The sequence below is a fragment of the Variovorax pasteuri genome (assembly GCF_051216435.1).
In the GTDB taxonomy this organism is placed as follows: Bacteria; Pseudomonadota; Gammaproteobacteria; order Burkholderiales; family Burkholderiaceae_C; genus Variovorax.
Genome location: NZ_JBPJZS010000001.1, coordinates 1,453,933 through 1,475,944, shown reverse-complemented (window position 1 = coordinate 1,475,944; position 22,012 = coordinate 1,453,933). Strand labels below are relative to the sequence as shown.

The window sequence follows — 22,012 nt, the reverse complement described above, 5'->3', positions numbered from 1 at the left end:
GGCACGCCATGAACATTGTGATCCTCGACGACTACCAGGACGCGGTGCGCAAATTGCGCTGCGCCGCCAAGCTGGACGCGTACGCGGCCAAGGTCTACACCAACACGGTGAAAGGCATCGGGCAACTGTCGGTTCGCCTCAAGGACGCCGATGTGATCGTGCTGATTCGCGAGCGCTCCCAGATTTCTCGCCAGCTCATCGAAAAGCTGCCCAAGCTCAAGCTCATTTCGCAGACCGGGCGCGTCGCCGGCCACATCGACGTCGCGGCATGTACCGAGCGCGGCGTGGCAGTGGCCGAGGGTTCCGGCTCTCCGCAAGCGCCTGCCGAACTCACCTGGGCACTCATCATGGCCGCCATGCGCCGGCTGCCGCAGTACATCAGCAACCTCAAGCACGGCGCGTGGCAGCAATCCGGGCTCAAGTCGGCGTCGATGCCACCCAATTTCGGACTCGGCTCCGTGCTCAAGGGCAAGACGCTGTGCATCTGGGGCTATGGCCGCATCGGCCAACTCGTGGCGCGCTACGGTCAGGCGTTCGGCATGCAGGTCGTGATCTGGGGGCGTGAAGCCAGCTGCGCCAAGGCCCGATCCGACGGCTTCCAGGTCGCGCAGAATCGCCATGAATTCTTCGCCGCCGCCGACGTTCTGTCGGTGCATCTGCGGCTCAACGAAGAGACCAACGGCCTCATCACGCTGGAAGACCTCTCCCGCATGAAGCCGACGGCGCTGTTCGTCAACACCTCGCGCGCCGAACTGGTCGAAGCCGACGCCCTGCTCGCCGCACTCAACCGCGGCCGCCCGGGACTGGCTGCCATCGACGTGTTCGAGAGCGAGCCGCCGCTGCAGGGCCACGCGCTGCTTCGGCTGGAGAACTGCATCTGCACTCCGCACATCGGCTACGTGGAGCAGGAAAGCTACGAGAGCTACTTCGGCCAGGCGTTCGACAACGTCGTGAGCTACATCAACGGCAATCCCACCAACATCGTGAACCCGGGCGCGCTGCAGGTCCGCCGGTGAGCCCGGTCGCGCCGCAGCGCACGTCGCGACGTGCGCTCTGGGCGCTGCTCGCCGGCAACTTCGTGATCGGCACCGGCGTGATGGTGGTGCCGGGCACGCTCAATGAAATCAGCGTGTCGCTGTCGGTCGGCGTCGCCACCGCCGGGCAGCTGATCACGGCCGCCGCGGTGGTGATGTGCATCGGTGCGCCGCTGCTGGCCGCCGCGGTCGCGGGCTGGGACCGGCGCCAGCTGCTGGCCCTCACCATGCTCTGGTACGCCGCCGGGCACCTGCTCGCGGCCTGGATGCCGAGCTTCGGCGCCCTCCTGCCGGTACGCATGCTCACGGTCATTGCGCCGGCCATCTTCACCCCGCAGGCCGCGGCGTGCGTCGGCATGCTGGTGCCGGCGGAGCAGCGCGGGCGCGCCGTCACCTTCGTCTTTCTGGGCTGGTCCATGGCCTCGGTGCTGGGCCTGCCCATCGGCGCGTTGATCGGCGGCCATCTGGGCTGGCGCATGGCATTCATGGCCATCGCCGCCCTCAGTGTCGCGAGCGCCGCATCGATCTGGCTGACCTTGCCGAACGGCATTCGTCCCGCCGTGCTGACGGCGGCGGCCTGGTCGCGTGTGCTGCGCAGCCCGGTGCTGATGGGCATCGTCTCGGTCACGGCGCTGCAGGGCGCGGGCCAGTTCGTGCTGTCCAGCTATTTCGGCCCGATCCTCAAGCAGAGCTACGGCGCCGACGCGACCGCGCTCAGTGTGATATGGGCACTGTTCGGCATCTTCGGCCTGATCGGCAACATGGTGGTCAGCCGGTACATCGACCGTGTAGGCGCCGGGCGCATGGTGCTCATCACCAGCGCATTGATCGCCGTGAGCCTGCTGCTGTGGCCGCTGGCTTCCACGCTCGCCTGGCTGGCCGTGGTGCTGGTGCCCTGGGGGTTGGGCTGCTTTGCGACCAATTCGGCCCAGCAAGCGCGCCTGGTGGGCCTTGCACCTGCCCTCGCGCCGGGCTCGGTGGCGCTGAACAGCTCGGGCATCTACACGGGCCAGGCGGTGGGCGCCGCGCTCGGCGGCTGGCTGCTGGCCAACGACGCAGGGGCCTGGATGAGCTGGCTCGGCCTCGCGGTGCTGGTGCTGGCCATGGCGCTGAGCGTGGCCATCGACCGCAGCGGGCGGCCGGCCTGACCGTTTGAGGCCTGCCCGCAGAAAAAGGCCCCCGCGTAAAACCCGTCACGCCCCGTACGCGCGGCGCTGCAAAATCGGAGCCTTCGACAGCACGCCCGCGGCAACTGCCCCATCGCCTGCGCGGCAGGCCCGGAACCCATCCAACCATTGAAGATTTCCAGCAAATGACAGTGAACTACACCCGAATCGGCGTCGTCGGCGCCGGGGCCATGGGTCGCGGCATCGCGCAGATTGCCGCCCAGGCAGGCAGCGACGTGCTGCTGCTCGACAGCTTCGCCGGCGCCGCCGAGCGCGGGCGCGAAGCCCTGGTCGCCCAGTGGAACAAGCTGCACGAGAAAAACAAGATCGACGCCGCCACGCGCGATGCGTACATCGCCCGTGTGAAGGCCGTCGATGCGGTGCAGGCACTGGCCGACTGCGACCTGGTGGTCGAGGCGGTGATCGAAGACCTCGAGGTCAAGCGCAAGCTTTTCCGCGAGCTCGAGGGCATCGTGGGCGACACCGCCACGCTGGTCACCAACACTTCTTCGCTCTCCGTGACGGCCATTGCCGCCGGCCTGAAGCACCCCGAGCGCTTCGCGGGCTTCCACTTCTTCAACCCCGTGCCGCTGATGAAGGTGGTCGAGGTGGTGGCCGGCTTCAAGACCGCGGCCGAGGTGTGCACGCAACTGGCCGGGTATGCCAGGCAGATGGGCCACAGCGCAGTGCAGGCGCAGGACACGCCCGGCTTCATCGTGAACCACGCCGGCCGCGGCTACGGCACCGAGGCGCTGCGCATCGTGGGCGAAGGTGTGGCCGACTTCGCGACGATCGACCGCATCCTGAAGGACCAGGCCGGCTTTCGCCTCGGCCCGTTCGAGCTGCTGGACCTGACCGCGCTCGACGTGTCGCACCCGGTGATGGAGTCGATCTACCACCAGTACTTCGAGGAACCGCGCTTCCGCCCGAGTGTGATCACCGCACAGCGCCTGGCTGCGGGCGTGCTCGGCCGCAAGACCGGCGAAGGCTTCTACCGCTACTCCGACGGCGTGATGCAGCAGATGCCCGAGGCCGCCCCCCCGGTGGCCGAAGGCACGCCCTCGGTGTGGGTGTCGCCGCGCGCCGCACGGCGCGCCGAGCTGCTGCGCCTGGTGAACACGCTGGGCGCGCAGATCGACAGCGGCGCCGCGCCTGCCGCGCATTCGCTGATCCTGGTGGCGCCGCTGGGCTTCGACGTGACCACGGTGGCCGCGGTCGAGCGCCTGGATGCCACGCGCACCGTCGGCATCGACATGCTGATAGACGACGCCGCCACCAAACGCCGCGTGCTCGCCACCAACCCGGCCACGCGCCGCGACATGCGCGACACCGCGCACGCCCTGTTCGCGCGAGACGGCAAGGCCGTGAGCGTGATCCGCGACAGCGGCGGCTTCGTCACGCAGCGCGTGGTCGGCGCCATCGTCAACATCGCGGCCGACATGTGCCAGCAGCGCGTGTGCACGCCGGCCGACCTCGAAACCGCCGTGCAGCTGGGCCTGGGCTACCCGCGCGGCCCGCTCGCCATGGGCAACCTCTACGGCCCGACCAACATGCTGGAGGTGCTGTTCAACCTGCAGACCGTGTACGGCGACCCGCGCTATCGCCCGAGCCCGTGGCTTCGCCGCCGCGGCGCGCTGGGCCTGAGCCTGCTGCACGAAGAAGAATAAAAAGCCGGAGACACGCAATGACCGCCGAACTCAAGAGCACGAGCGAAGGCAGCACCATGGTGCTGACGATCGCCAACCCCGCCCAGCGCAACGCCCTGGGCCCCGAGATCTACGCCGCGGGCATCGAGGCGCTCAACGGCGCCGAGGGCAGCGCGGAGATCCGCAGCGTGGTCATCGTGGGCGAAGGCGCCTGGTTCTGCGCCGGCGGCTCGCTGCAGCGGCTGCTGACCAACCGCCAGCTCGACCGCTCGGTGCAGGCAGAAAGCATCGAGGGCCTGCACAACTGGATCGATTCGATCCGCACCTTCCCCAAGCCGATCATCGCGGCGGTCGAAGGCGCAGCCGCCGGCGCGGGCTTCTCGCTCGCGCTGGCCTGCGACTTCGTGGTGGCGGCACGCGACGCGGTGTTCGCGGCCTCGTACAGCAACGTGGCGCTGTCGCCCGACGGCGGCCTGAGCTGGCATCTGGGGCGGCAGTTGCCACGACAACTGGCGAGCGAATGGCTCATGAACGGCGAGCGCATCGACGCGGCGCGCCTGCATGCGCATGGCCTCGTCAACGAACTCACCGAAAGCGGACAGGCGCTCGCAGGCGCACTGGCCCTGGCCACCAGGCTCAATGCACGCGCGCCGAACTCGCTGGCCAGCATCAAGGAGCTGCTGAGCGATGCGCGCGGCGCCACGCTGGCGTCGCAGCTCTCGCAGGAGCGCGACCACTTCGTGCGCAACCTCCACCATGCGAACGCGGGCATCGGCATTGCCGCGTTCCTCGACAAGAAACCGCCCCGGTACGAGTGACGCAGCGCTGCGTCGCTCCCGTGACACCCCCCGCCTTTTCAGTCGCCGAGAGGACAGACCAATGGACGACCCCATTCTTACTATCGAAGAACGTGAAGCGATCAACAGTGGTCGCTGGTTTTCTTCCCTATCTCCATCGCTACGGCACGACATCCTCCGATGTGCTTTCGTCAAACGCTACAAGGACGGCGACCTGATCGCCGCCCGCGGCGACCCGCCCGAACACTGGATTGCCTGCGCCAAGGGCGCAGTGCGCGTGAGTTCGACGGCTGTCTCCGGCAAGCAGGTGACGCTGACCTACGTGGAGCCGGGCATCTGGTTCGGCGACGTGGCGATGTTCGACGGGGACCGGCGCACGCACGACGCCTATGCGCATGGGGACAGCACCATCCTGTGCGTGGCGCGGGCCGACTTCCAGAAGATCCTGACCGCGCACGTGGAGCTGTACGAAGCGCTGATGCGGCTGCAGGCGCGCCGCATCCGCACGCTGTTCGGGCTGGTGGAAGACTTGAACACCCTGCCCCTGCGCGCCCGGCTGGCCAAGCAGCTGGTTCACCTGGTGCGCAGCTACGGCGTACCGAACCTGGAAGACGGCAGCCAGATGCGCATCGGCCTGCAACTGGCGCAGGAAGAGCTGGCGCAGCTGCTGGGCGCCTCGCGCCAGCGGGTCAACCAGGAGCTCAAGACCATGGAGCGCGAGGGCACCATCCGCATCGAGACCAGCGGCCTCGTGATCCTGGACCGCGCGGCATTGATGCGCGTCTCGGAAGCCGAAAACTAGAACGCAAGACACAACCGACATGAGCCAGGACTTCTCCAACTTCATCGGCACCCGTGCCGTCTCGCAACAGCATGCCTTCGACGTCGATGCGCTTGCGGCCTGGCTCGAGAAGAACCTCGAGGGGTTCAAGGGTCCGCTCACGGTCGAGATGTTCAAGGGCGGCCAGTCGAACCCGACCTACAAACTCCTCACGCCGTCGCAGAGCTATGTGATGCGCGCCAAGCCGGGCCCGGTCGCCAAGCTGCTGCCCTCGGCCCATGCGGTGGAACGCGAGTTCAAGGTCATGCGCGGCCTTGCCGGCACCGACGTGCCGGTGCCGCGCATGCACTGCCTGTGCGAAGACGAAGCCATCATCGGCCGCGCCTTCTACGTCATGGAATTCATGCAGGGCCGCGTGCTCTGGGACCAGTCGCTGCCGGGCTTCAGCAACGCCGAGCGGGCCGCCTACTACGACGAGATGAACCGCGTGATCGCAGCGCTGCACACGGTCGATTTCGCCGCCCGCGGCCTGGCCGACTACGGCAAGCCCGGCAACTACTTCGAACGCCAGATCGGCCGCTGGAGCAAGCAGTACAAGGCTTCGGCGGACGGCGCGGGCGAACTCTCGCAGCCTATCGAGGCCATGGAGCGGCTGATCGACTGGCTGCCCGCCCACATGCCGGCAAGCGCACGCGACGAGAGCAAGGTGTCGATCGTCCATGGCGACTACCGCCTGGACAACGTCATGTTCCACCCCACCGAGCCGCGCATCATCGCGGTGCTCGACTGGGAGCTTTCCACCTTGGGCCATCCGCTGGCCGACTTCAGCTACCACTGCATGTCATGGCACATGCCCCCCACCACGGGACGCGGCATCGGCGGCGTGGACCTTGTCTCGCTGGGCATCCCGACCGAGAGCGAATACATCCGCCGGTACTGCGAACGTACCCGCATCAGCACGCCCGAGGCGCTGGCGCCCGACTGGAACTTCTACCAGGCCTACAACCTGTTCCGCATGGCCGCGATCCTGCAAGGCATTGCCAAGCGGGTCGAGGCCGGCACGGCATCGAGTGAACAAGCCGTGGCTTCGGCCCGCGGCGCGCGCCCCATGGCCGAAATGGCCTGGCAGTTTGCCCAAAAGGCGTAACCCGCCCCTACACCCACCAGGAGACGAAGATGGATTTCGAATATTCGGCCAAGACCAAGGATCTGCAGAAGCGCGTCAAGGCGTTCATGGACGAGAACATCTACCCGGCCGAAGCCGAGTACAGCGCCGAACTGGCCGCCAACACGGTCGCCGGCAAGCGCTGGAGCGCGCTGAAGACCGTCGAGAAGGTCAAGGAAAAGGCCAAGGCCCAAGGCCTGTGGAACCTGTTCCTGCCAGTCGACAGCGCCTCTGCCTCCGGCTACGCGGGCGCCGGCCTGACCAACCAGGAATACGCACCCCTGGCCGAGATCATGGGCGCGGTCCCGTGGGCGAGCGAGGCCTTCAACTGCTCGGCGCCCGACACCGGCAACATGGAAACCATCGCGCGCTACGGTTCGGAAGAAATCAAGGCCCGCTGGCTCAAGCCGCTGCTCGAAGGCGAAATTCGCTCGGCCTTCGCCATGACCGAGCCCGACGTGGCCTCCAGCGACGCCACCAACATCGCGACGCGCATCGAACGCCAGGGCGACGAGTACGTGATCAACGGACACAAGTGGTGGATTTCCGGCGCGGCCGATCCGCGCTGCGCGGTGTTCATCACCATGGGCAAGACCGACCCCGACGCACCCCGCCATTCGCAGCAGAGCATGGTCATCGTGCCGGCGGACGCCAAGGGCATCCGCATCGTGCGCCCGCTCAACGTGATGGGCTACGACGATGCGCCGCACGGCCACGTCGAGATGTACTTCGAGAACGTGCGCGTGCCGGTGGGCAACATCCTGCTCGGCGAAGGCCGCGGCTTCGAGATCGCCCAAGGCCGCCTCGGCCCGGGACGCATCCACCACTGCATGCGCCTGATCGGCCTGGCCGAGCGTGCGCTCGAGCTGATGTGCAAGCGCGCCTCGTCGCGCGTGGCCTTCGGCAAGACCGTCGCCTCGCAGACCGTGACGCAGGAACGCATCGCCGAAGCGCGCTGCAAGATCGACATGGCGCGCCTGCTCACGCTCAAGGCCGCCTGGCTGATGGACGTGGCCGGCAACAAGGTCGCCAAGAACGAGATAGCCATGATCAAGGTGGTCGCGCCCACCATGGCCTGCCAGGTGATCGACTGGGCCATGCAGGTGCACGGCGGCGGCGGCATGTGCGACGACTTCCCGCTCGCCAACGCCTACGCGCATGCGCGCACGCTGCGCTTCGCGGACGGCCCGGACGAAGTGCACCGCAATGCGATCGCCAAGTGGGAACTGGGCAAGTACGCGCCGAACAAGGCCGACGCCGACATGCCGGTGACGCGCTTCTGATGTGACTTGCGCCCTCTCTCCTTGGAGAGAGGGCCGGGGCAAGGGCCGAGGCGACGAATTCGCCTCGGCCCTTTTTCTTTTCAGAGCTTCTTCTGCAGGAAGATGGCGTGGCCGAAGGCCGGGTCGAGCTGATAGCCCTCGAACCCTTCGCGCTCGTACGCGCGCAGTGCCGGCGCATTGCCCGACAGCACTTCGAGCGTGAGCTTGCAGGCGCCGCGCCGGCGCGCCTCCTGCTCCACCAGCGCGAACATCTTCTGCGCCACGCGCTGGCCGCGATGGCTGGCCAGCACCGCCAGGTCGTGCACATTGACCAGAGGCTTGCAGGCGAAAGTCGAAAAGCCTTCCATGCAATTGACCAGGCCCACAGGTTGCGCACCGTCGTACGCCAGCACGCTGAAGGCCTGGGGACGCGCAGCCAGCGCCGCGGGCAGGCCCTGGCGCGCCGCCGCGTCGAGCGGCGTGCCACCGCCCGCCGGGTCGCTGGCATAGGCGTCGAGCAGGTCGACCAGGGCCGCGGCCTGCACCGCGTCGCGGTAGTCGACCATGCGGACGTCGATCTGCGTCATTGGCCGGGCTGCAGCGTGGCCGCGAGGCGTTTCGCGCAGGACTCTGCCTGCGCCGCATCGCGCGCCTCGACCATCACGCGCACCAGCGGCTCGGTGCCGCTCGCACGGATCAGCACGCGACCCGCATCGCCGAGCTCGGCCTCGATGCGCTCGGTTTCGCTGGCCAGCGCCTGGTTGTCCTGCCAGTTCTGGTCGGGCGAGATGCGCACGTTGATGAGCGTCTGCGGGAACAGCGTGACGCCTTCCAGCAATTGCGCCACGGTCTTGCCGCTGCGCACGCAGGCCTGCAGCACCTGCAACGCGCTCACGATGCCGTCACCGGTGGTGTGGCGGTCGAGTGCCAGCAGGTGGCCGGAGCCCTCGCCGCCCAGGATCCAACCGCGCTTGTCGAGTTCCTCGAGCACGTAGCGGTCGCCGACCTTCGCGCGCACGAACTCGATGCCCTGCTTGCGCAGCGCCACTTCCACTGCCTTGTTGGTCATGAGCGTGCCGACCACGCCCACCGGCTTCTCGCCGCGCTCGATGCGCTCGGCCACCATCAGGTAGAGCAGCTCGTCGCCGTTGAACAGCCGCCCGCTGGCGTCGACCAGCTGCAACCGGTCGGCGTCGCCGTCGAGGGCGATGCCGTAGTCGGCCTTCTGCGCCGTCACTGCGGCGACCAGCGCCTGGGGATGCGTGGCACCGACGTCCTTGTTGATGTTGAGGCCGTCGGGCGACACACCGATGCTGGTCACTTCCGCGCCCAGTTCATGGAACACATTGGGCGCCACCTGGTAGGCCGCACCATGCGCGGCGTCGATCACCAGCTTCATGTTGCGCAACGTCAGGTCGTTGGCAAAGGTGCTCTTGCAGAACTCGATGTAGCGCCCGGGCGCATCGTTGAGCCGGCGTGCCTTGCCGAGGTTGACCGAATCGACCCACACCGGGGCCTCTTCCAGCGCGGCTTCCACCGCCAGCTCCCACGCGTCGTCGAGCTTGGTGCCCTGGGCGCTGAAGAACTTGATGCCGTTGTCCGGATAGGCGTTGTGGCTGGCGCTGATCACCACGCCGAGGCTGGCGCGCTGCGCGCGCGTGAGGTACGCCACGCCGGGCGTGGGCAGCGGGCCGAGCAGCACCACGTCGACACCCGCCGAATTGAAGCCTGATTCCAGCGCCGACTCGAGCATGTAGCCCGAAATGCGGGTGTCCTTGCCGATCAGCACCGTGGGGCGGGCCTGGGTCTTCTTGAGCACGCGGCCCACGGCATGTGCGAGGCGCAGCACGAAGTCAGGGGTGATGGGGGCCTGGCCGACGGTGCCGCGGATGCCGTCGGTACCGAAATATTTGCGGGTCATGGTTGTTGCTTCTGTTCTTGTGTTTGTTGTGTGGGGCCGGGTTCCTGTTCGCGCATGGCGCGCCATACCGCGAGCGCCGCCACGGTGTCGCGCACGTCGTGCACGCGCACCACGGCAGCACCGCGGTCGACTGCGAGCAACGCCGCAGCCACACTGGGCACGATGCGTTCGCCGGCCGCCTCGATGCCCGTGACCGCCCCGATCGACGACTTGCGCGACCAGCCCAGCAGCAGCGGGAGCCCGCCTGCGAGGAGTTCGTGCTGGCGCGCCAGCAGGGCGAAATTCTGCGCCACGGTCTTGCCGAAACCAACGCCGGGGTCGAGCGTGATCCGGGACAAATCCACGCCCAGCGCCTGCAGAAGCTGCAGCTGCGCCGCCAGGAAGGCCAGCACGTCGGGAATCACGTCGCCCGCCATCGGCACGGCCTGCATGGTCTGCGGGTCGCGATGCATGTGCATCAGGCAGACGCCGCACGTGGGGTGCGCCGCCACCGCGTTGCGCGCGCCGGGTTGGCGCAGCGCCCAGATGTCGTTGACGATGTCCGCACCCAGCCCGAGCACCGCGCGCATCACCTCGGGCTTGTAGGTGTCGACAGAGATCGGCACGCCGAGCTTTACCGCTTCGCGCACCACGGGCAGCACGCGTGCCAACTCGTCCTCGAGCGGCACCGCAGGGCTGCCGGGGCGGGTCGATTCGCCGCCGATGTCGAGGATGTCAGCGCCCTCTTTCAGCAATTGCTCGCAGTGCTTCAGTGCCATGCTGGCTGACGCATGCGCACCGCCATCGGAAAAAGAGTCTGGCGTGACATTGACGATGCCCATCACGCGCGGCTGCGAGAGATCGATCCTGAAGCGCGAGGTCTGCCACACCTTGCTGGGCACGGCGCCATGAAAAACGGGGCCAGAGGCCCCGTTGTTGCTTGACTTCAAGCCCACCTCAAGCGGCGGTCGGCGCCGGGTCGGTATTCACGGCCGGCGTGCCGCCACTGCCACCGCTGCCCGAGGGAGGGGTGCGCGGCGTCCAGTCCTTGGGCGGACGCGGTGCGCGACCGGCCATGATGTCGTCGAGCTGCTCGGAGTCGATGGTTTCCCATTCGAGCAGCGCCTTCGCCATGGCGTGCATCTTGTCGCTGTTCGCCTCGATCAGGCCACGCGCCAGGGCGTATTGCTCGTCGATGATCCGGCGCACCTCGCCGTCGACCTTTTCCATGGTCTGCTCGCTCATGTTGGTCGTCTTGGTGACCGAGCGGCCCAGGAATACTTCGCCTTCGTTCTCGGCGTAGACCATTGGGCCCAGCGCATCGGTCATGCCATAGCGCGTGACCATGTCGCGGGCGATGGAGGTCGCGCGCTCGAAGTCGTTGCTGGCACCGGTGGTCATCTGGTGCATGAACACTTCCTCGGCGATACGGCCACCGAACAGCATGCTGATCTGGTTCAGCATGTACTCGCGGTCATAGCTGTAGCGGTCCTGGGCCGGCAGGCTCATGGTCACGCCCAGGGCGCGGCCGCGCGGAATGATCGTGACCTTGTGGACCGGGTCGCACTTGGGCAGCAGCTTGCCGATGAGGGCGTGGCCGGACTCGTGGTAGGCCGTGTTGCGGCGCTCTTCCTCGGGCATGACCATGCTCTTGCGCTCGGGGCCCATGAAGATCTTGTCCTTGGCCTTCTCGAAGTCCTGCATCTCGACCACGCGCGCATTGCGGCGGGCGGCCATCAGCGCGGCTTCGTTGCACAGGTTGGCCAGATCGGCGCCGGACATGCCGGGCGTGCCGCGGGCGATCACGCTCGGGTTCACGTCCTGGCCCAGCGGGACCTTGCGCATGTGCACACCGAGAATTTGTTCGCGGCCGCGGATGTCCGGCAACGTGACGTACACCTGGCGGTCGAAACGACCCGGGCGCAGCAATGCGGCGTCAAGGATGTCAGGGCGGTTGGTGGCAGCCACCACGATCACGCCGAGGTTGGTTTCGAAACCGTCCATCTCGACCAGCATCTGGTTCAAGGTCTGTTCGCGTTCGTCGTTGCCGCCGCCGAGACCGGCGCCGCGCTGACGACCCACGGCATCGATTTCGTCGATGAAGATGATGCAGGGTGCGTTCTTCTTGGCGTTCTCGAACATGTCGCGCACACGGGCCGCACCCACGCCGACAAACATTTCAACGAAATCGGAACCCGAAATCGAGAAGAAAGGGACCTTGGCTTCGCCAGCGATCGACTTGGCCAGAAGGGTCTTGCCGGTGCCCGGAGGGCCGACCAGCAACAGGCCACGGGGAATACGGCCGCCGAGCTTCTGGAAGCGCTGCGGGTCTTTCAGGAAGTCGACGACTTCACGGACCTCTTCCTTGGCCTCGTCGCAGCCCGCGACGTCGGCGAAGGTGACCGTGTTGTTGTTCTCGTCCATCATGCGGGCCTTGCTCTTGCCGAAGCTGAACGCCCCGCCCTTGCCGCCGCCCTGCATCTGGCGCATGAAGTAGATCCAGACACCGATCAGCAGCAGCATCGGGCCCCAGCTGACCAGCAGCGTCATGAGGAGGGAGCCCTCCTCGCGCGGCTTGACGTCGAACTTGACGTTGTGGTCGATCAGGTCGCCCACAAGGCCGCGGTCGAGGACCGTGGCAGTCGTGCGGATCTTGCGATCGTCGTTGGTGACGGCGATGATCTCGCCGCCGCCGGCACCTTCGGGGATGACGGCACTCTTGACCTGGTTATTCCGGACCTGGTCCAGAAACTCGGAGTAGCTGACTGCTCCCGAGCCGACGCCACCGCGGGTGTCGAACTGCTTGAACACAGTGAACAACACCATGGCAATGACGAGCCATACGGCAACTTTGGAAAACCACTGATTGTTCAAACGAAGCTCCAGTCGAAAGCGCGTGACGAGGATATGAAAAAACGCGCTATGGGTACGCAATTGCGCCCCATTTTAGGCTTTTCAAGCTGCGAAAAGCGGGCATTTCCCTAATGCAGCCATAGGCTGACAGGGGTTTGCGCCTTGGGCGCACCCTTTGCAGACGTTCTTCGGCAAGGTATCAAGGCGTATCCAAGGCCTTCAGGCCCATGCCGACAAGGAAAGTCTCGGACGATTTGTCGCGCGAGGCCTTGGGCTTGAAGGGCTTCACGGTGCGGAAATTCGCCTTGAAGAGCTTTACCAGTTCGTCGTAGCCACTGCCGTGGAACACCTTGGCCACCAGCGCCCCCTCGGGTTTGAGGTGGTGTTGCGAAAAATCGATGGCCAATTCGATCAGGTGCGCCACGCGAGCGGCATCCGCCGAATGGATGCCCGACAGGTTGGGCGCCATGTCCGACACCACCAGGTCGGCCTTGCGCCCGGCCAGCACCCCCAGCAACTGTTGCAGAAGCGCATCTTCGCGGAAATCCCCCTGCAGGAAGGTCACGCCTTCGATGGGATCCATGGCCAGCATGTCGAGCGCGACGATGGTGCCGTTCAGCGAGCCGGCCGCAGCGCCGTCGGGGGACATGCGCCGGCGCAGGTATTGGCTCCAGGCACCGGGCGTGGAGCCCAGGTCCACCACCAGCTGGCCTGGTTTGACAAGCCCGAACGACTCGTCGATTTCCTTGAGTTTGTAGGCGGCGCGCGCCCGGTAACCCTCCCGCGTGGCGAGTTTCACGTAGGGGTCGTTGATATGGTCGTGAAGCCACGCTTTATTGACTTTTTTGCTTTTGGCTTTGGTGCTCATGAGGGTCTTCGTGTACGCGTCGATAATACGGGGATGCCCGCCATTCAACTTACCCCTGCCGAGCGCAAGGTGCACCGCGCCGAAGCTCACCACCTGGATCCGATCGTCATGGTCGGTGGAGACGGGCTCACCCCTGCCGTAAAAAAAGAAGCCGACGCGGCGCTCAAGGCCCATGGCCTGATCAAGGTCCGCGTTTTCTCCGACGACCGTCTCGCCCGCGACGCCATGCTGCGCGAACTGTCCGACGAACTGAACGCCGCCCCGATCCAGCACATCGGCAAGCTGCTGGTGCTCTGGCGCCCGATTCCCGAAAAGGAACGCACGGTCGATGAAGACCGCATGCCCGGCCCGCGCGACGTGAAGATCGTCAAGTACAGCAAGCGCGGCGGCCAGCGCCCCGAAATCAAGACCCTGCGCGTCCTGGGCAACCAGCGCCTGACCCCCGGCGGCAACATCAAGCGTGCCAAGGCGAAGCGGCCGCTGTCGGCCAAGAAGCGCAACCAGGCGGATTGAGCTTGGCGCCAGCGCAAGGCGCCCAGCGCCATATCCTCTGCATGAAATGGGGCACGAAATACGGCCCCGAATACGTCAACCGGCTCTACGCGATGGTGCGCCGCAACCTTGGCGGCGACTTCAAGTTCGTTTGCCTGACGGACGACGGCAACGGCATCCGCCCCGAAGTGACGTGCCTGCCGATCCCTCCGCTCAACCTGCAACTGGCCCCCGGCCAGCGCGACGGCGCCTGGAAGAAGCTCACGACCTTCGAGCAGGACCTGCACGGCCTGCGCGGCACCGCCCTCTTCCTCGACCTCGATGTCGTGGTGGTGGGCCCGCTGGACGCCTTCTTCGAGCAACCCGGCGAATTCCTGATCATTCACGACTACGCCCGCCCCTGGCGTCGCGAGCGCATCACCGGGAATTCGTCGGTCTACCGTTTCGAACTGGGCGCCCATGCCGACGTGCTGGCGTACTTTCGCGCCAACATGGACAAGGTACAGGCGGAGTACCGCAACGAGCAGGCCTACCTGTCTGACGTGCTCCACCAGCAGGGCAAGCTGGCGTACTGGCCCGAGGCCTGGTGCCCGAGCTTCAAGTACCACGGCATTCCGACCTGGCCGACCAACTACTGGGAAGAACCCTTCGTGCCCGAGGGCGCACGCATCATGGTGTTCCATGGCGAGTGCAACCCGCCGGACGCATTGGCGGGCCGCCGCAACCGCGCCTTCCGGTACATCCGGCCGGCGCGCTGGGTCGCGAAATACTGGAAAGAGTAAGGGCGAGGCGGCCGTTGCCGCCTCTGCCGTTCAGCCCGGCTTGCGGGCGCCCATGCGCCACAGCAGCACGCCGGCGCAAATCCACTGCACAAGATACATGCCGCTTCCCACGGCATGCCATAACTTGAGGTTTTCGCGCGCCAGGATGTGCGGCGCAACGGCGTACTGCTGCAGCAACGCCAGCAGCAGCGCGGCCAGGATCAGGAACATGGACGTCATGACCGGCCCGTCCATGCGCTCGTCCGCCTTGGTCCTGAAATGGATCAACAGGATCAGCCCGCAGGCGATCGCAATCCAGCTCTGCGCCTCGAACAGCTGACCGGCAAAGTTGCCCGCCACCGACGGATTGCCGAGCCTGGCGAACAGCATCGGCACGACCAGAAAGCCGATCGTGGTGAGGCTGCCCCACCAGAAGGCAGCCAGCATCAGCGCCACGCGGTCTTTCATCGAACGGACGATCAGATGTAGCGGACGGCGACGATCTCGTAGCGCTTCAGGCCGCCCGGGGCCTGCACTTCGGCGGTGTCGCCCTCTTCCTTGCCGATCAACGCGCGCGCGATGGGGCTGGAGATGTTGATCAGGCCGAGCTTCAGGTCGGCTTCGTCTTCGCCGACGATCTGGTACTTCACGGCCTCGCCCGACTCTTCTTCCTCGAGATCGACGGTCGAGCCGAACACGACCTTGCCGCCGGCATCGAGCTCGCTCGGGTCGATGACCTGGGCAGCCGACAGTTTGCCTTCGACTTCCTGGATGCGGCCTTCGATGAAGCCCTGGCGGTCCTTGGCGACCTCGTACTCGGCGTTCTCGCTCAGGTCGCCCTGGGCGCGTGCTTCGGAAATCGCATTGATGACCCAGGGACGGTCCACCGTCTTGAGTTGGTGCAGTTCGGCGCGCAGTTTTTCAGCGCCGCGCTTGGTGATCGGAATGGTGGCCATGTTGTTGTTTCTCCATAAAGCGAAACCGCCGAACGCTGCCGTTCGGCGGTCGATTGAGGGAATTGATCAGACGAGTGTGCGTCCGGTCAGCCGGCTCAGGATGGCGAGCGGGCTCGAGTCAGGATTGTATTGCTTCGATGCAGCCAGATGAAGGGTCTGCTCGAGCATGTACTGGCCGGCCATCACGGCGTGCGAGGTCTGGTCGGAGAAGCACACCCACACCGAACCCGGCGGGAACTTGGCGGTCTCCTGCGGCGAGCTTTCCTGGTACGCCATGTCCGACTTCATGCCGTCGTGCAGCTGCAGCATCAGGTGGTCGTACTCGCTGCGGAACGACTTGGTCACGTGCAGCGCCTGAAGCAGCTTGGCCTGCCAGCGCGCATAGGGCCTCGCACGTGGCAGGAAGCGTTTGGCGATGTCCTCGAAAGGCTCGCCCACGCGCCACACGCGCGGAGCGCCTTCGGGGTTGACGTTGGTGAACACGCGCAGGATGCGCTCGCCGTAGTTGGGCCGCGACGGGAACGCATCGACGTGCAGGCGCCGGTCATCCGCACGCCATGACTGCACGCGCGTCTCGACCTGGGCCGGCCGGTAGCTGGTGGGCGCCAGCCGCAAGGCCGGCGTGTAGTGCGGCAGCAGCCCGTGAATGAGCTGCTGCGCCTGCGCGCGAAAGCGCCCCACCATCGCGGCCGCCGTGCGTTGCACCGCCTCGTCGCCGACGACGCCCTTGAGCTTGCCGTTGGCGTCGAGGCTGATGTTGCGCACGTCGGGCGACAGCAGGCTGGGCGTCAGCAGGCTGCGTTCTTCAGGCAGCAGCTCGAAGCCCAGACGCGGAAAGTGCAGCACCTTGCCAGCTTCGAGCGCCGCGATCCACGCCTCGTTGGGCGTGGCCGCGTTCCAGTCCGTCAGGCCGAGTTCGACGAGCTGCGTGTCCATGGCGCCCAGGCTCAAGCCAACGCCGTCAATTGCGCGTGCATTTCCTGCACCGAGATCACGCCCAGCTCGTCCATGAAGCCCATGCCCTCGACCGCGGCTTCGGCACCGAAGATCGTGGTGAACGTGGTCACGCGCGCCAGCAGCGCCGAGGTGCGGATCTGCCGCGAATCGGTGATCGCGTTGCGACGCTCTTCCACCGTGTTGATGACCAGCGCAATCTCGTTGTTCTTGATCATGTCCACGATGTGCGGGCGGCCTTCGGTCACCTTGTTCACCGTGGCGCACTCGATGCCCGCGGCGCTGATGGCAGCGGCCGTGCCCTTGGTGGCCGTCAGCACGAAGCCGAGCTTCACCAGGCCGCGCGCCACTTCCACGGCACGCGCCTTGTCGTTGTTCTTCACCGAGATGAAGACCTTGCCCGACTTCGGCAGCAGCGTGCCCGCGCCCAGCTGCGACTTCACGAAGGCTTCGCCGAAGGTCTTGCCCACACCCATCACTTCGCCGGTCGACTTCATCTCGGGGCCGAGGATGGTGTCCACGCCCGGGAACTTGACGAACGGGAACACGGCCTCCTTCACGCTGAAGTACGGCGGCGTGACTTCCTTGGTCACGCCCTGCGACGCCAGCGACTGGCCGGCCATGCAGCGCGCGGCTACCTTGGCGAGCTGGATGCCGGTGGCCTTGCTCACGTAAGGAACGGTGCGCGATGCACGCGGGTTCACTTCGAGCACATAGATGACGTCCTTGCCGTCCTTCTGCTGGATGGCGAACTGCACGTTCATCAGGCCGACCACGTTCAGCGCCTTCGCCATCGCGGCGCTCTGGCGCTTCAGCTCGGCGATGGTCTCGGCGCTCAGGCTGTAGGGCGGCAGCGAGCAGGCGGAGTCGCCCGAGTGCACGCCGGCCTGTTCGATGTGTTCCATCACGCCGCCGATCAGCGTGCCGCCTTCGGCGTCGCGGATGCAGTCGACGTCGCACTCGACGGCGTCGTTCAGGAAGCGGTCGAGCAGCACCGGCGAGTCGTTGCTCACCTTGACGGCTTCGCGCATGTAGCGCTCGAGGTCGCGCTGCTCGTGCACGATTTCCATCGCGCGGCCGCCGAGCACGTAGCTCGGGCGCACCACCAGCGGGTAACCGAGGGCCGCGGCCTTTTCGAGCGCTTCAGGCTCGGTGCGCGCGGTGGCGTTCGGTGGCTGGCGCAGGCCCAGCTCGTGCAGCAGCTTCTGGAAGCGCTCGCGGTCTTCGGCCGCGTCGATCATGTCGGGCGAGGTGCCGATGATCGGCACACCGTTGGCTTCGAGGTCGAGCGCGAGCTTCAACGGCGTCTGGCCGCCGTACTGCACGATCACGCCGAGCGGCTTTTCCTTGTCGACGATCTCGAGCACGTCTTCGAGCGTCAGCGGCTCGAAGTACAGGCGGTCGGAGGTGTCGTAGTCGGTCGATACGGTCTCGGGGTTGCAGTTGACCATGATGGTCTCGTAGCCGTCCTCGCGCATGGCGAGCGCGGCGTGCACGCAGCAGTAGTCGAACTCGATGCCCTGGCCGATGCGGTTGGGACCGCCGCCGAGCACCATGATCTTCTTCTTGTCCGTGGGGTCGGCTTCGCACTCGTCTTCATAGGTCGAGTACATGTAGGCCGTGTTGGTCGCGAACTCGGCCGCGCAGGTGTCCACACGCTTGTAGACCGGGCGCACGCCCAGGGCACGGCGCTTCTCGCGGATGGCCGTGTCGGTGGTCTTGAGCTGCTTGGCGAGGCGACGGTCGGAGAAGCCCTTTTTCTTCAGCGCGAGCAGCGTGTCCTTGTCGATGTCGTCCAGCGACTTGGTTTCCAGCTCGAGCTCGATCTTCACGATCTCTTCGATCTGCACCAGGAACCACGGATCGATCTTGGTCAGCGCGAACACCTCATCGACGCTCAGGCCCATGGCGAAGGCATCGCCCACGTACCAGATGCGCTCGGGGCCGGGCTCGCCCAGTTCCTTCTCGAGCACTTCGCGGTCCTGCGTCTTCTCGTTCAGGCCGTCGACACCCACTTCGAGGCCGCGCAGCGCCTTCTGGAACGATTCCTGGAAGGTGCGGCCCATGGCCATCACCTCGCCCACCGACTTCATCTGCGTGGTGAGGCGCGAATCGGCCTGCGGGAATTTCTCGAATGCGAAACGCGGGATCTTGGTGACCACGTAGTCGATCGACGGCTCGAACGACGCGGGCGTGGCACCGCCGGTGATTTCGTTGCGCAGCTCGTCGAGCGTGTAGCCCACGGCCAGCTTGGCCGCGACCTTGGCGATCGGGAAGCCCGTGGCCTTGGAGGCCAGTGCCGAGGAGCGCGACACGCGCGGGTTCATCTCGATGACGACCATGCGGCCGTCTTTCGGGTTGATGGAGAACTGCACGTTCGAGCCGCCGGTGTCCACGCCGATTTCGCGCAGCACGGCCAGCGAGGCGTTGCGCAGGATCTGGTATTCCTTGTCACTCAGCGTTTGCGCCGGGGCCACGGTGATCGAGTCGCCGGTGTGCACGCCCATCGGGTCGAGGTTTTCGATCGAGCAGACGATGATGCAGTTGTCGGCCTTGTCGCGCACGACTTCCATCTCGTACTCTTTCCAGCCGAGCAGCGATTCTTCGATCAGCAGCTCGTTGGTGGGCGAGGCTTCGATGCCGCGTTTGCAGATGGTCTCGAACTCGTCGGGGTTGTAGGCAATGCCGCCGCCGGTGCCGCCCAGCGTGAAGCTGGGACGGATGACGGTGGGGAAGCCGAGCGTCTTCTGCACGGCCCAGGCTTCGTCCATCGTGTGCGCAATGCCCGAGCGGGCCGAACCGAGACCGATCTTGGTCATCGCGTCCTTGAACTTCAGGCGGTCCTCGGCCTTGTCGATGGCTTCGGGCGTGGCGCCGATGAGTTCGACCGGCTTGTTGGTGGACGCGCCCGTGTACTTGTCGAGCACACCGTTGCGCCAGAGGTCGAGCGCGCAGTTCAGCGCGGTCTGGCCACCCATGGTGGGGAGGATCGCGTCGGGGCGTTCCTTGGCGATGATCTTCTCGACCGTCTGCCAGGTGATGGGCTCGATGTAGGTGACGTCGGCCGTGGCCGGGTCCGTCATGATCGTCGCGGGGTTGCTGTTGATCAGGATGACCTTGTAGCCCTCTTCGCGCAGCGCCTTGCAGGCTTGCACGCCGGAGTAGTCGAACTCGCAGGCCTGGCCGATGATGATCGGGCCGGCGCCGATGATGAGGATCGATTTGAGGTCTGTGCGCTTAGGCATTCTTGCTCTCCGTCTTTTCCGTCTTGTGCTTTTCCATGAGTGCCGTGAAGCGATCGAACAGGTAGCCGATGTCGTGCGGGCCGGGCGACGCTTCAGGGTGGCCCTGGAAGCAGAACGCGGGCTTGTCGGTGCGTGCCAGGCCCTGCAGCGTGTTGTCGAACAGGCTGATGTGGGTGGGACGCAGGTTGGCCGGCAGCGACTTCTCGTCGACAGCGAAGCCGTGGTTCTGGCTGGTGATGCTCACGCGGCCGTTGTCGAGGTCTTTCACCGGATGGTTCGCGCCGTGGTGGCCGAACTTCATCTTGAAGGTCTTCGCACCCGAGGCCAGCGCCATGATCTGGTGGCCCAGGCAAATGCCGAAAGTGGGAATGCCGGTCTCGATCAGTTCCTTGACGGCGCTGATGGCGTAGTCGCAAGGCTCCGGGTCGCCGGGGCCGTTGGCCAGGAAGATGCCGTCGGGCTTCAGCTTGAGCACATCGGCCGCGGGCGTTTGCGCCGGCACCACCGTGATGCGCGCGCCGCGCTGCGCGATCATGCGCAGGATGTTCTTCTTGACGCCGTAGTCGAACGCGACGACATGGAACCGGGGCGTGATCTGCACGCCGTAGCCCGGCTTGCCGTTCAGGTTGACGAGCTTCCACTCGGTCTCGGTCCACTCGTAGGTCTGCGTGACCGACACCACCTTGGCGAGGTCGAGGCCGGCCATGCTGGGCGCGGCCTTGGCGGCGGCAATGGCCTTGTCGATCAGCGCCTGCGTCACGGCTTCGCCCGCAGCCAAGCCCAGGATGCAGCCGTTCTGCGCGCCGTGGGTGCGCAGGTGACGCGTGAGCTTGCGGGTGTCGATGTTGGCAATGGCCACCGTCTTGCCGGCCACGAGGTATTCGCTCAGCGTGGCGGTCTGGCGGAAGTTGGAGGCGACGAGGGGCAGGTCCTTGATGATCAGGCCCGCGGCATGGATCTTGTCGGCTTCGATGTCTTCCCCGTTGACGCCGTAGTTGCCGATGTGCGGATACGTGAGTGTCACGATCTGCTGGCAGTAGCTCGGGTCGGTGAGGATTTCCTGGTAACCGGTCATGGCAGTGTTGAACACCACCTCACCGGTCGTGGAGCCGGCGGCTCCGATCGAGTTGCCTTGAAAGACCGTGCCGTCTGCGAGCGCCAGGATGGCGGGCGGGAAGTTTCCCTTGAGAGACAAAAGCACTGGGTTCTCCGAATGGTTACGGTCGCCCGGAGCCCCAGGCGCGTTGCCTGCGGACTGCTGCTTAAGGGGATTTTGGCGTTGAAGGCGGCCGGGCGACGCTATTGCGAGTAAGCCCCCGATTGTAGCTCGGACTGGGTGTGCTATTGAGCCTGAAGAGCCGCCCCGCTGGCGTGCAGGCAAATTGCAGCGGCAGCCGCCACGTTGAGCGACTCTTCGCCGCCGGGCTGCGCAATACGGATGTGGTGCGTGGCCCTCGCTTCCAGCGCGGGGGACACGCCCTGCCCTTCATGCCCCATCAGCCACGCGCAGGGATGCGGCAGTTCGGCCTTGTGCAGCCAGTCGCCGTGGTGCGAGCTGGTGGCGACCAGCGGCACCCGCAGGCTGTCCAGCGCGTCGGCGTCCACACCTTCGATCAGCCGCAGGCCGAAGTGGGCCCCCATGCCGGCGCGCAGCACCTTCGGCGCCCACAGTGCGGCCGTGCCCTTCAGCGCGATCACCTGGGTGAAGCCGAAGGCGGCGGCGCTGCGCAGGATGGAGCCCGCGTTGCCCGCATCCTGCAGGCGGTCGAGCACGACGCTGGGGGCGTCGGGAATCAGTTCGGGGCGGGACGGCAGGTCGAGCACGAAACCCATGGGCGCCGGCGATTCGAGCCCGCTGACACCGCGCAACAGGTCATCGGCAACGACTACGGTTTTGATAGCACCATGCGTCCATTCGGCGGGCGCACTGGGCCAAAAAGACTCCGAAAACACAGCGATGGCCGGCTTCACGCCGCGCGCCAGTGCCGCACGGCACAGGTGGTCGCCCTCGAGCCAGATCCGGCCCAGCTTGCGGTAGGCGCCCGGGTCTTGCGCAAGCTTGCGCAGGTCCTTGAGCAGCGGGTTGTCGCGCGAGCTGATGTGGCTGGCGCCGGTGTCGGAGGTCATGAGGG

At 66.2% G+C, this 22,012-nt stretch carries 20 protein-coding genes; 9 read left to right on the top strand and 11 right to left on the bottom strand.

The window, feature by feature from the left end:
- Positions 1-8: 8 nt before the first annotated feature.
- The 7 genes from ACSFBM_RS06955 (at position 9) to ACSFBM_RS06925 (ending at position 7,872) form a co-directional block, all read left to right on the top strand.
- Positions 9-1,016: a D-2-hydroxyacid dehydrogenase family protein gene (locus ACSFBM_RS06955; RefSeq protein WP_435444051.1), complete on the top strand. Its 1,008-nt coding sequence runs from the start codon at positions 9-11 to the stop codon at positions 1,014-1,016.
- Positions 1,013-2,182, top strand: a complete 1,170-nt coding sequence (locus tag ACSFBM_RS06950; RefSeq protein WP_435483694.1) for an MFS transporter — start codon at positions 1,013-1,015, stop codon at positions 2,180-2,182. The genes ACSFBM_RS06955 and ACSFBM_RS06950 overlap by 4 nt, the downstream gene beginning before the upstream one ends.
- A 164-nt stretch (positions 2,183-2,346) precedes the next feature.
- A complete protein-coding gene (locus ACSFBM_RS06945; RefSeq protein ID WP_435483693.1) occupies positions 2,347-3,867 on the top strand; it encodes a 3-hydroxyacyl-CoA dehydrogenase in 1,521 nt (506 codons plus the stop codon).
- A gap of 17 nt (positions 3,868-3,884) precedes the next feature.
- Positions 3,885-4,664 carry an oxepin-CoA hydrolase, alternative type gene (locus ACSFBM_RS06940; RefSeq protein WP_435483692.1) on the top strand — a complete coding sequence of 260 codons (780 nt, stop codon included), beginning with the start codon at positions 3,885-3,887 and terminating at the stop codon, positions 4,662-4,664.
- Positions 4,665-4,725: 61 nt separating this feature from the next.
- On the top strand, positions 4,726-5,445 hold the full coding sequence (locus ACSFBM_RS06935; protein ID WP_435435998.1) for a Crp/Fnr family transcriptional regulator: 720 nt from the start codon (positions 4,726-4,728) through the stop codon (positions 5,443-5,445).
- A 19-nt stretch (positions 5,446-5,464) separates the two neighbouring features.
- Entirely contained in the window at positions 5,465-6,571 is a 1,107-nt protein-coding gene (locus ACSFBM_RS06930) for a phosphotransferase (RefSeq protein WP_435483691.1), read from the top strand.
- Positions 6,572-6,600: 29 nt separating this feature from the next.
- On the top strand, positions 6,601-7,872 hold the full coding sequence (locus ACSFBM_RS06925) for an acyl-CoA dehydrogenase family protein (RefSeq protein WP_435483690.1): 1,272 nt from the start codon (positions 6,601-6,603) through the stop codon (positions 7,870-7,872).
- 80 nt (positions 7,873-7,952) lie between these two features.
- On the opposite strand, the gene ACSFBM_RS06920 is transcribed toward ACSFBM_RS06925, so the two are convergent.
- From ACSFBM_RS06920 to ACSFBM_RS06900, 5 genes are all read right to left on the bottom strand, one after another.
- On the bottom strand, positions 7,953-8,438 hold the full coding sequence (locus ACSFBM_RS06920; protein ID WP_435483689.1) for a GNAT family N-acetyltransferase: 486 nt from the start codon (positions 8,436-8,438) through the stop codon (positions 7,953-7,955).
- Complete coding sequence (glmM, locus tag ACSFBM_RS06915) at positions 8,435-9,772, bottom strand: phosphoglucosamine mutase (RefSeq protein WP_435483688.1); 1,338 nt, start codon at positions 9,770-9,772, stop codon at positions 8,435-8,437. Before glmM ends, ACSFBM_RS06920 begins: the two co-directional genes overlap by 4 nt.
- The gene (gene folP, locus ACSFBM_RS06910; protein WP_435483737.1) at positions 9,769-10,593 is read right to left on the bottom strand and encodes a dihydropteroate synthase; all 825 of its coding nucleotides are present in this window, start codon (positions 10,591-10,593) and stop codon (positions 9,769-9,771) included. Before folP ends, glmM begins: the two co-directional genes overlap by 4 nt.
- A gap of 115 nt (positions 10,594-10,708) precedes the next feature.
- Complete coding sequence (ftsH, locus tag ACSFBM_RS06905) at positions 10,709-12,625, bottom strand: ATP-dependent zinc metalloprotease FtsH (RefSeq protein ID WP_435483687.1); 1,917 nt, start codon at positions 12,623-12,625, stop codon at positions 10,709-10,711.
- 178 nt (positions 12,626-12,803) lie between these two features.
- Positions 12,804-13,472, bottom strand: a complete 669-nt coding sequence (locus ACSFBM_RS06900; RefSeq protein WP_435483686.1) for an RlmE family RNA methyltransferase — start codon at positions 13,470-13,472, stop codon at positions 12,804-12,806.
- A 33-nt stretch (positions 13,473-13,505) separates the two neighbouring features.
- On the opposite strand from ACSFBM_RS06900, the gene ACSFBM_RS06895 reads away from it, so the two are divergent.
- Together ACSFBM_RS06895 and ACSFBM_RS06890 are read left to right on the top strand one after the other, a co-directional pair.
- On the top strand, positions 13,506-13,985 hold the full coding sequence (locus ACSFBM_RS06895) for a YhbY family RNA-binding protein (protein ID WP_435436043.1): 480 nt from the start codon (positions 13,506-13,508) through the stop codon (positions 13,983-13,985).
- A 2-nt stretch (positions 13,986-13,987) separates the two neighbouring features.
- Positions 13,988-14,746 carry a glycosyltransferase gene (locus tag ACSFBM_RS06890; RefSeq protein ID WP_435436042.1) on the top strand — a complete coding sequence of 253 codons (759 nt, stop codon included), beginning with the start codon at positions 13,988-13,990 and terminating at the stop codon, positions 14,744-14,746.
- Positions 14,747-14,776: 30 nt separating this feature from the next.
- Here ACSFBM_RS06890 and ACSFBM_RS06885 read toward each other — a convergent pair whose 3' ends face one another.
- The 6 genes from ACSFBM_RS06885 to ACSFBM_RS06860 form a co-directional block, all read right to left on the bottom strand.
- The gene (locus ACSFBM_RS06885; protein ID WP_435435990.1) at positions 14,777-15,193 is read right to left on the bottom strand and encodes a DUF4149 domain-containing protein; all 417 of its coding nucleotides are present in this window, start codon (positions 15,191-15,193) and stop codon (positions 14,777-14,779) included.
- A gap of 11 nt (positions 15,194-15,204) precedes the next feature.
- Positions 15,205-15,681 carry a transcription elongation factor GreA gene (greA, locus tag ACSFBM_RS06880; protein WP_435435989.1) on the bottom strand — a complete coding sequence of 159 codons (477 nt, stop codon included), beginning with the start codon at positions 15,679-15,681 and terminating at the stop codon, positions 15,205-15,207.
- Between the two features lie 66 nt (positions 15,682-15,747).
- A complete protein-coding gene (locus tag ACSFBM_RS06875; protein WP_435483685.1) occupies positions 15,748-16,617 on the bottom strand; it encodes a Kdo hydroxylase KdoO in 870 nt (289 codons plus the stop codon).
- Between the two features lie 11 nt (positions 16,618-16,628).
- Complete coding sequence (gene carB, locus ACSFBM_RS06870; RefSeq protein ID WP_435483684.1) at positions 16,629-19,880, bottom strand: carbamoyl-phosphate synthase large subunit; 3,252 nt, start codon at positions 19,878-19,880, stop codon at positions 16,629-16,631.
- Positions 19,873-21,081 carry a glutamine-hydrolyzing carbamoyl-phosphate synthase small subunit gene (gene carA, locus ACSFBM_RS06865; protein ID WP_435435986.1) on the bottom strand — a complete coding sequence of 403 codons (1,209 nt, stop codon included), beginning with the start codon at positions 21,079-21,081 and terminating at the stop codon, positions 19,873-19,875. Before carA ends, carB begins: the two co-directional genes overlap by 8 nt.
- A gap of 140 nt (positions 21,082-21,221) precedes the next feature.
- Positions 21,222-22,007: a TrmH family RNA methyltransferase gene (locus tag ACSFBM_RS06860; protein ID WP_435483683.1), complete on the bottom strand. Its 786-nt coding sequence runs from the start codon at positions 22,005-22,007 to the stop codon at positions 21,222-21,224.
- Positions 22,008-22,012: the final 5 nt, after the last annotated feature.

Excerpts from the sequence above, each read along its gene's own strand:
- ACSFBM_RS06955 (WP_435444051.1), top strand. The coding sequence starts at position 9 with ATGAACATTGTGATCCTCGACGACTACCAGGACGCGGTGCGCAAATTG.
- ACSFBM_RS06945 (WP_435483693.1), top strand. The coding sequence starts at position 2,347 with ATGACAGTGAACTACACCCGAATCGGCGTCGTCGGCGCCGGGGCCATG.
- ACSFBM_RS06940 (WP_435483692.1), top strand. The coding sequence starts at position 3,885 with ATGACCGCCGAACTCAAGAGCACGAGCGAAGGCAGCACCATGGTGCTG.
- ACSFBM_RS06935 (WP_435435998.1), top strand. The coding sequence starts at position 4,726 with ATGGACGACCCCATTCTTACTATCGAAGAACGTGAAGCGATCAACAGT.
- ACSFBM_RS06930 (WP_435483691.1), top strand. The coding sequence starts at position 5,465 with ATGAGCCAGGACTTCTCCAACTTCATCGGCACCCGTGCCGTCTCGCAA.
- ACSFBM_RS06925 (WP_435483690.1), top strand. The coding sequence starts at position 6,601 with ATGGATTTCGAATATTCGGCCAAGACCAAGGATCTGCAGAAGCGCGTC.
- ACSFBM_RS06920 (WP_435483689.1), bottom strand. The coding sequence starts at position 8,438 with ATGACGCAGATCGACGTCCGCATGGTCGACTACCGCGACGCGGTGCAG.
- glmM (WP_435483688.1), bottom strand. The coding sequence starts at position 9,772 with ATGACCCGCAAATATTTCGGTACCGACGGCATCCGCGGCACCGTCGGC.
- folP (WP_435483737.1), bottom strand. The coding sequence starts at position 10,593 with ATGGGCATCGTCAATGTCACGCCAGACTCTTTTTCCGATGGCGGTGCG.
- ACSFBM_RS06900 (WP_435483686.1), bottom strand. The coding sequence starts at position 13,472 with ATGAGCACCAAAGCCAAAAGCAAAAAAGTCAATAAAGCGTGGCTTCAC.
- ACSFBM_RS06895 (WP_435436043.1), top strand. The coding sequence starts at position 13,506 with ATGCCCGCCATTCAACTTACCCCTGCCGAGCGCAAGGTGCACCGCGCC.
- ACSFBM_RS06885 (WP_435435990.1), bottom strand. The coding sequence starts at position 15,193 with ATGAAAGACCGCGTGGCGCTGATGCTGGCTGCCTTCTGGTGGGGCAGC.
- greA (WP_435435989.1), bottom strand. The coding sequence starts at position 15,681 with ATGGCCACCATTCCGATCACCAAGCGCGGCGCTGAAAAACTGCGCGCC.
- ACSFBM_RS06875 (WP_435483685.1), bottom strand. The coding sequence starts at position 16,617 with ATGGACACGCAGCTCGTCGAACTCGGCCTGACGGACTGGAACGCGGCC.
- carB (WP_435483684.1), bottom strand. The coding sequence starts at position 19,880 with ATGCCTAAGCGCACAGACCTCAAATCGATCCTCATCATCGGCGCCGGC.
- ACSFBM_RS06860 (WP_435483683.1), bottom strand. The coding sequence starts at position 22,007 with ATGACCTCCGACACCGGCGCCAGCCACATCAGCTCGCGCGACAACCCG.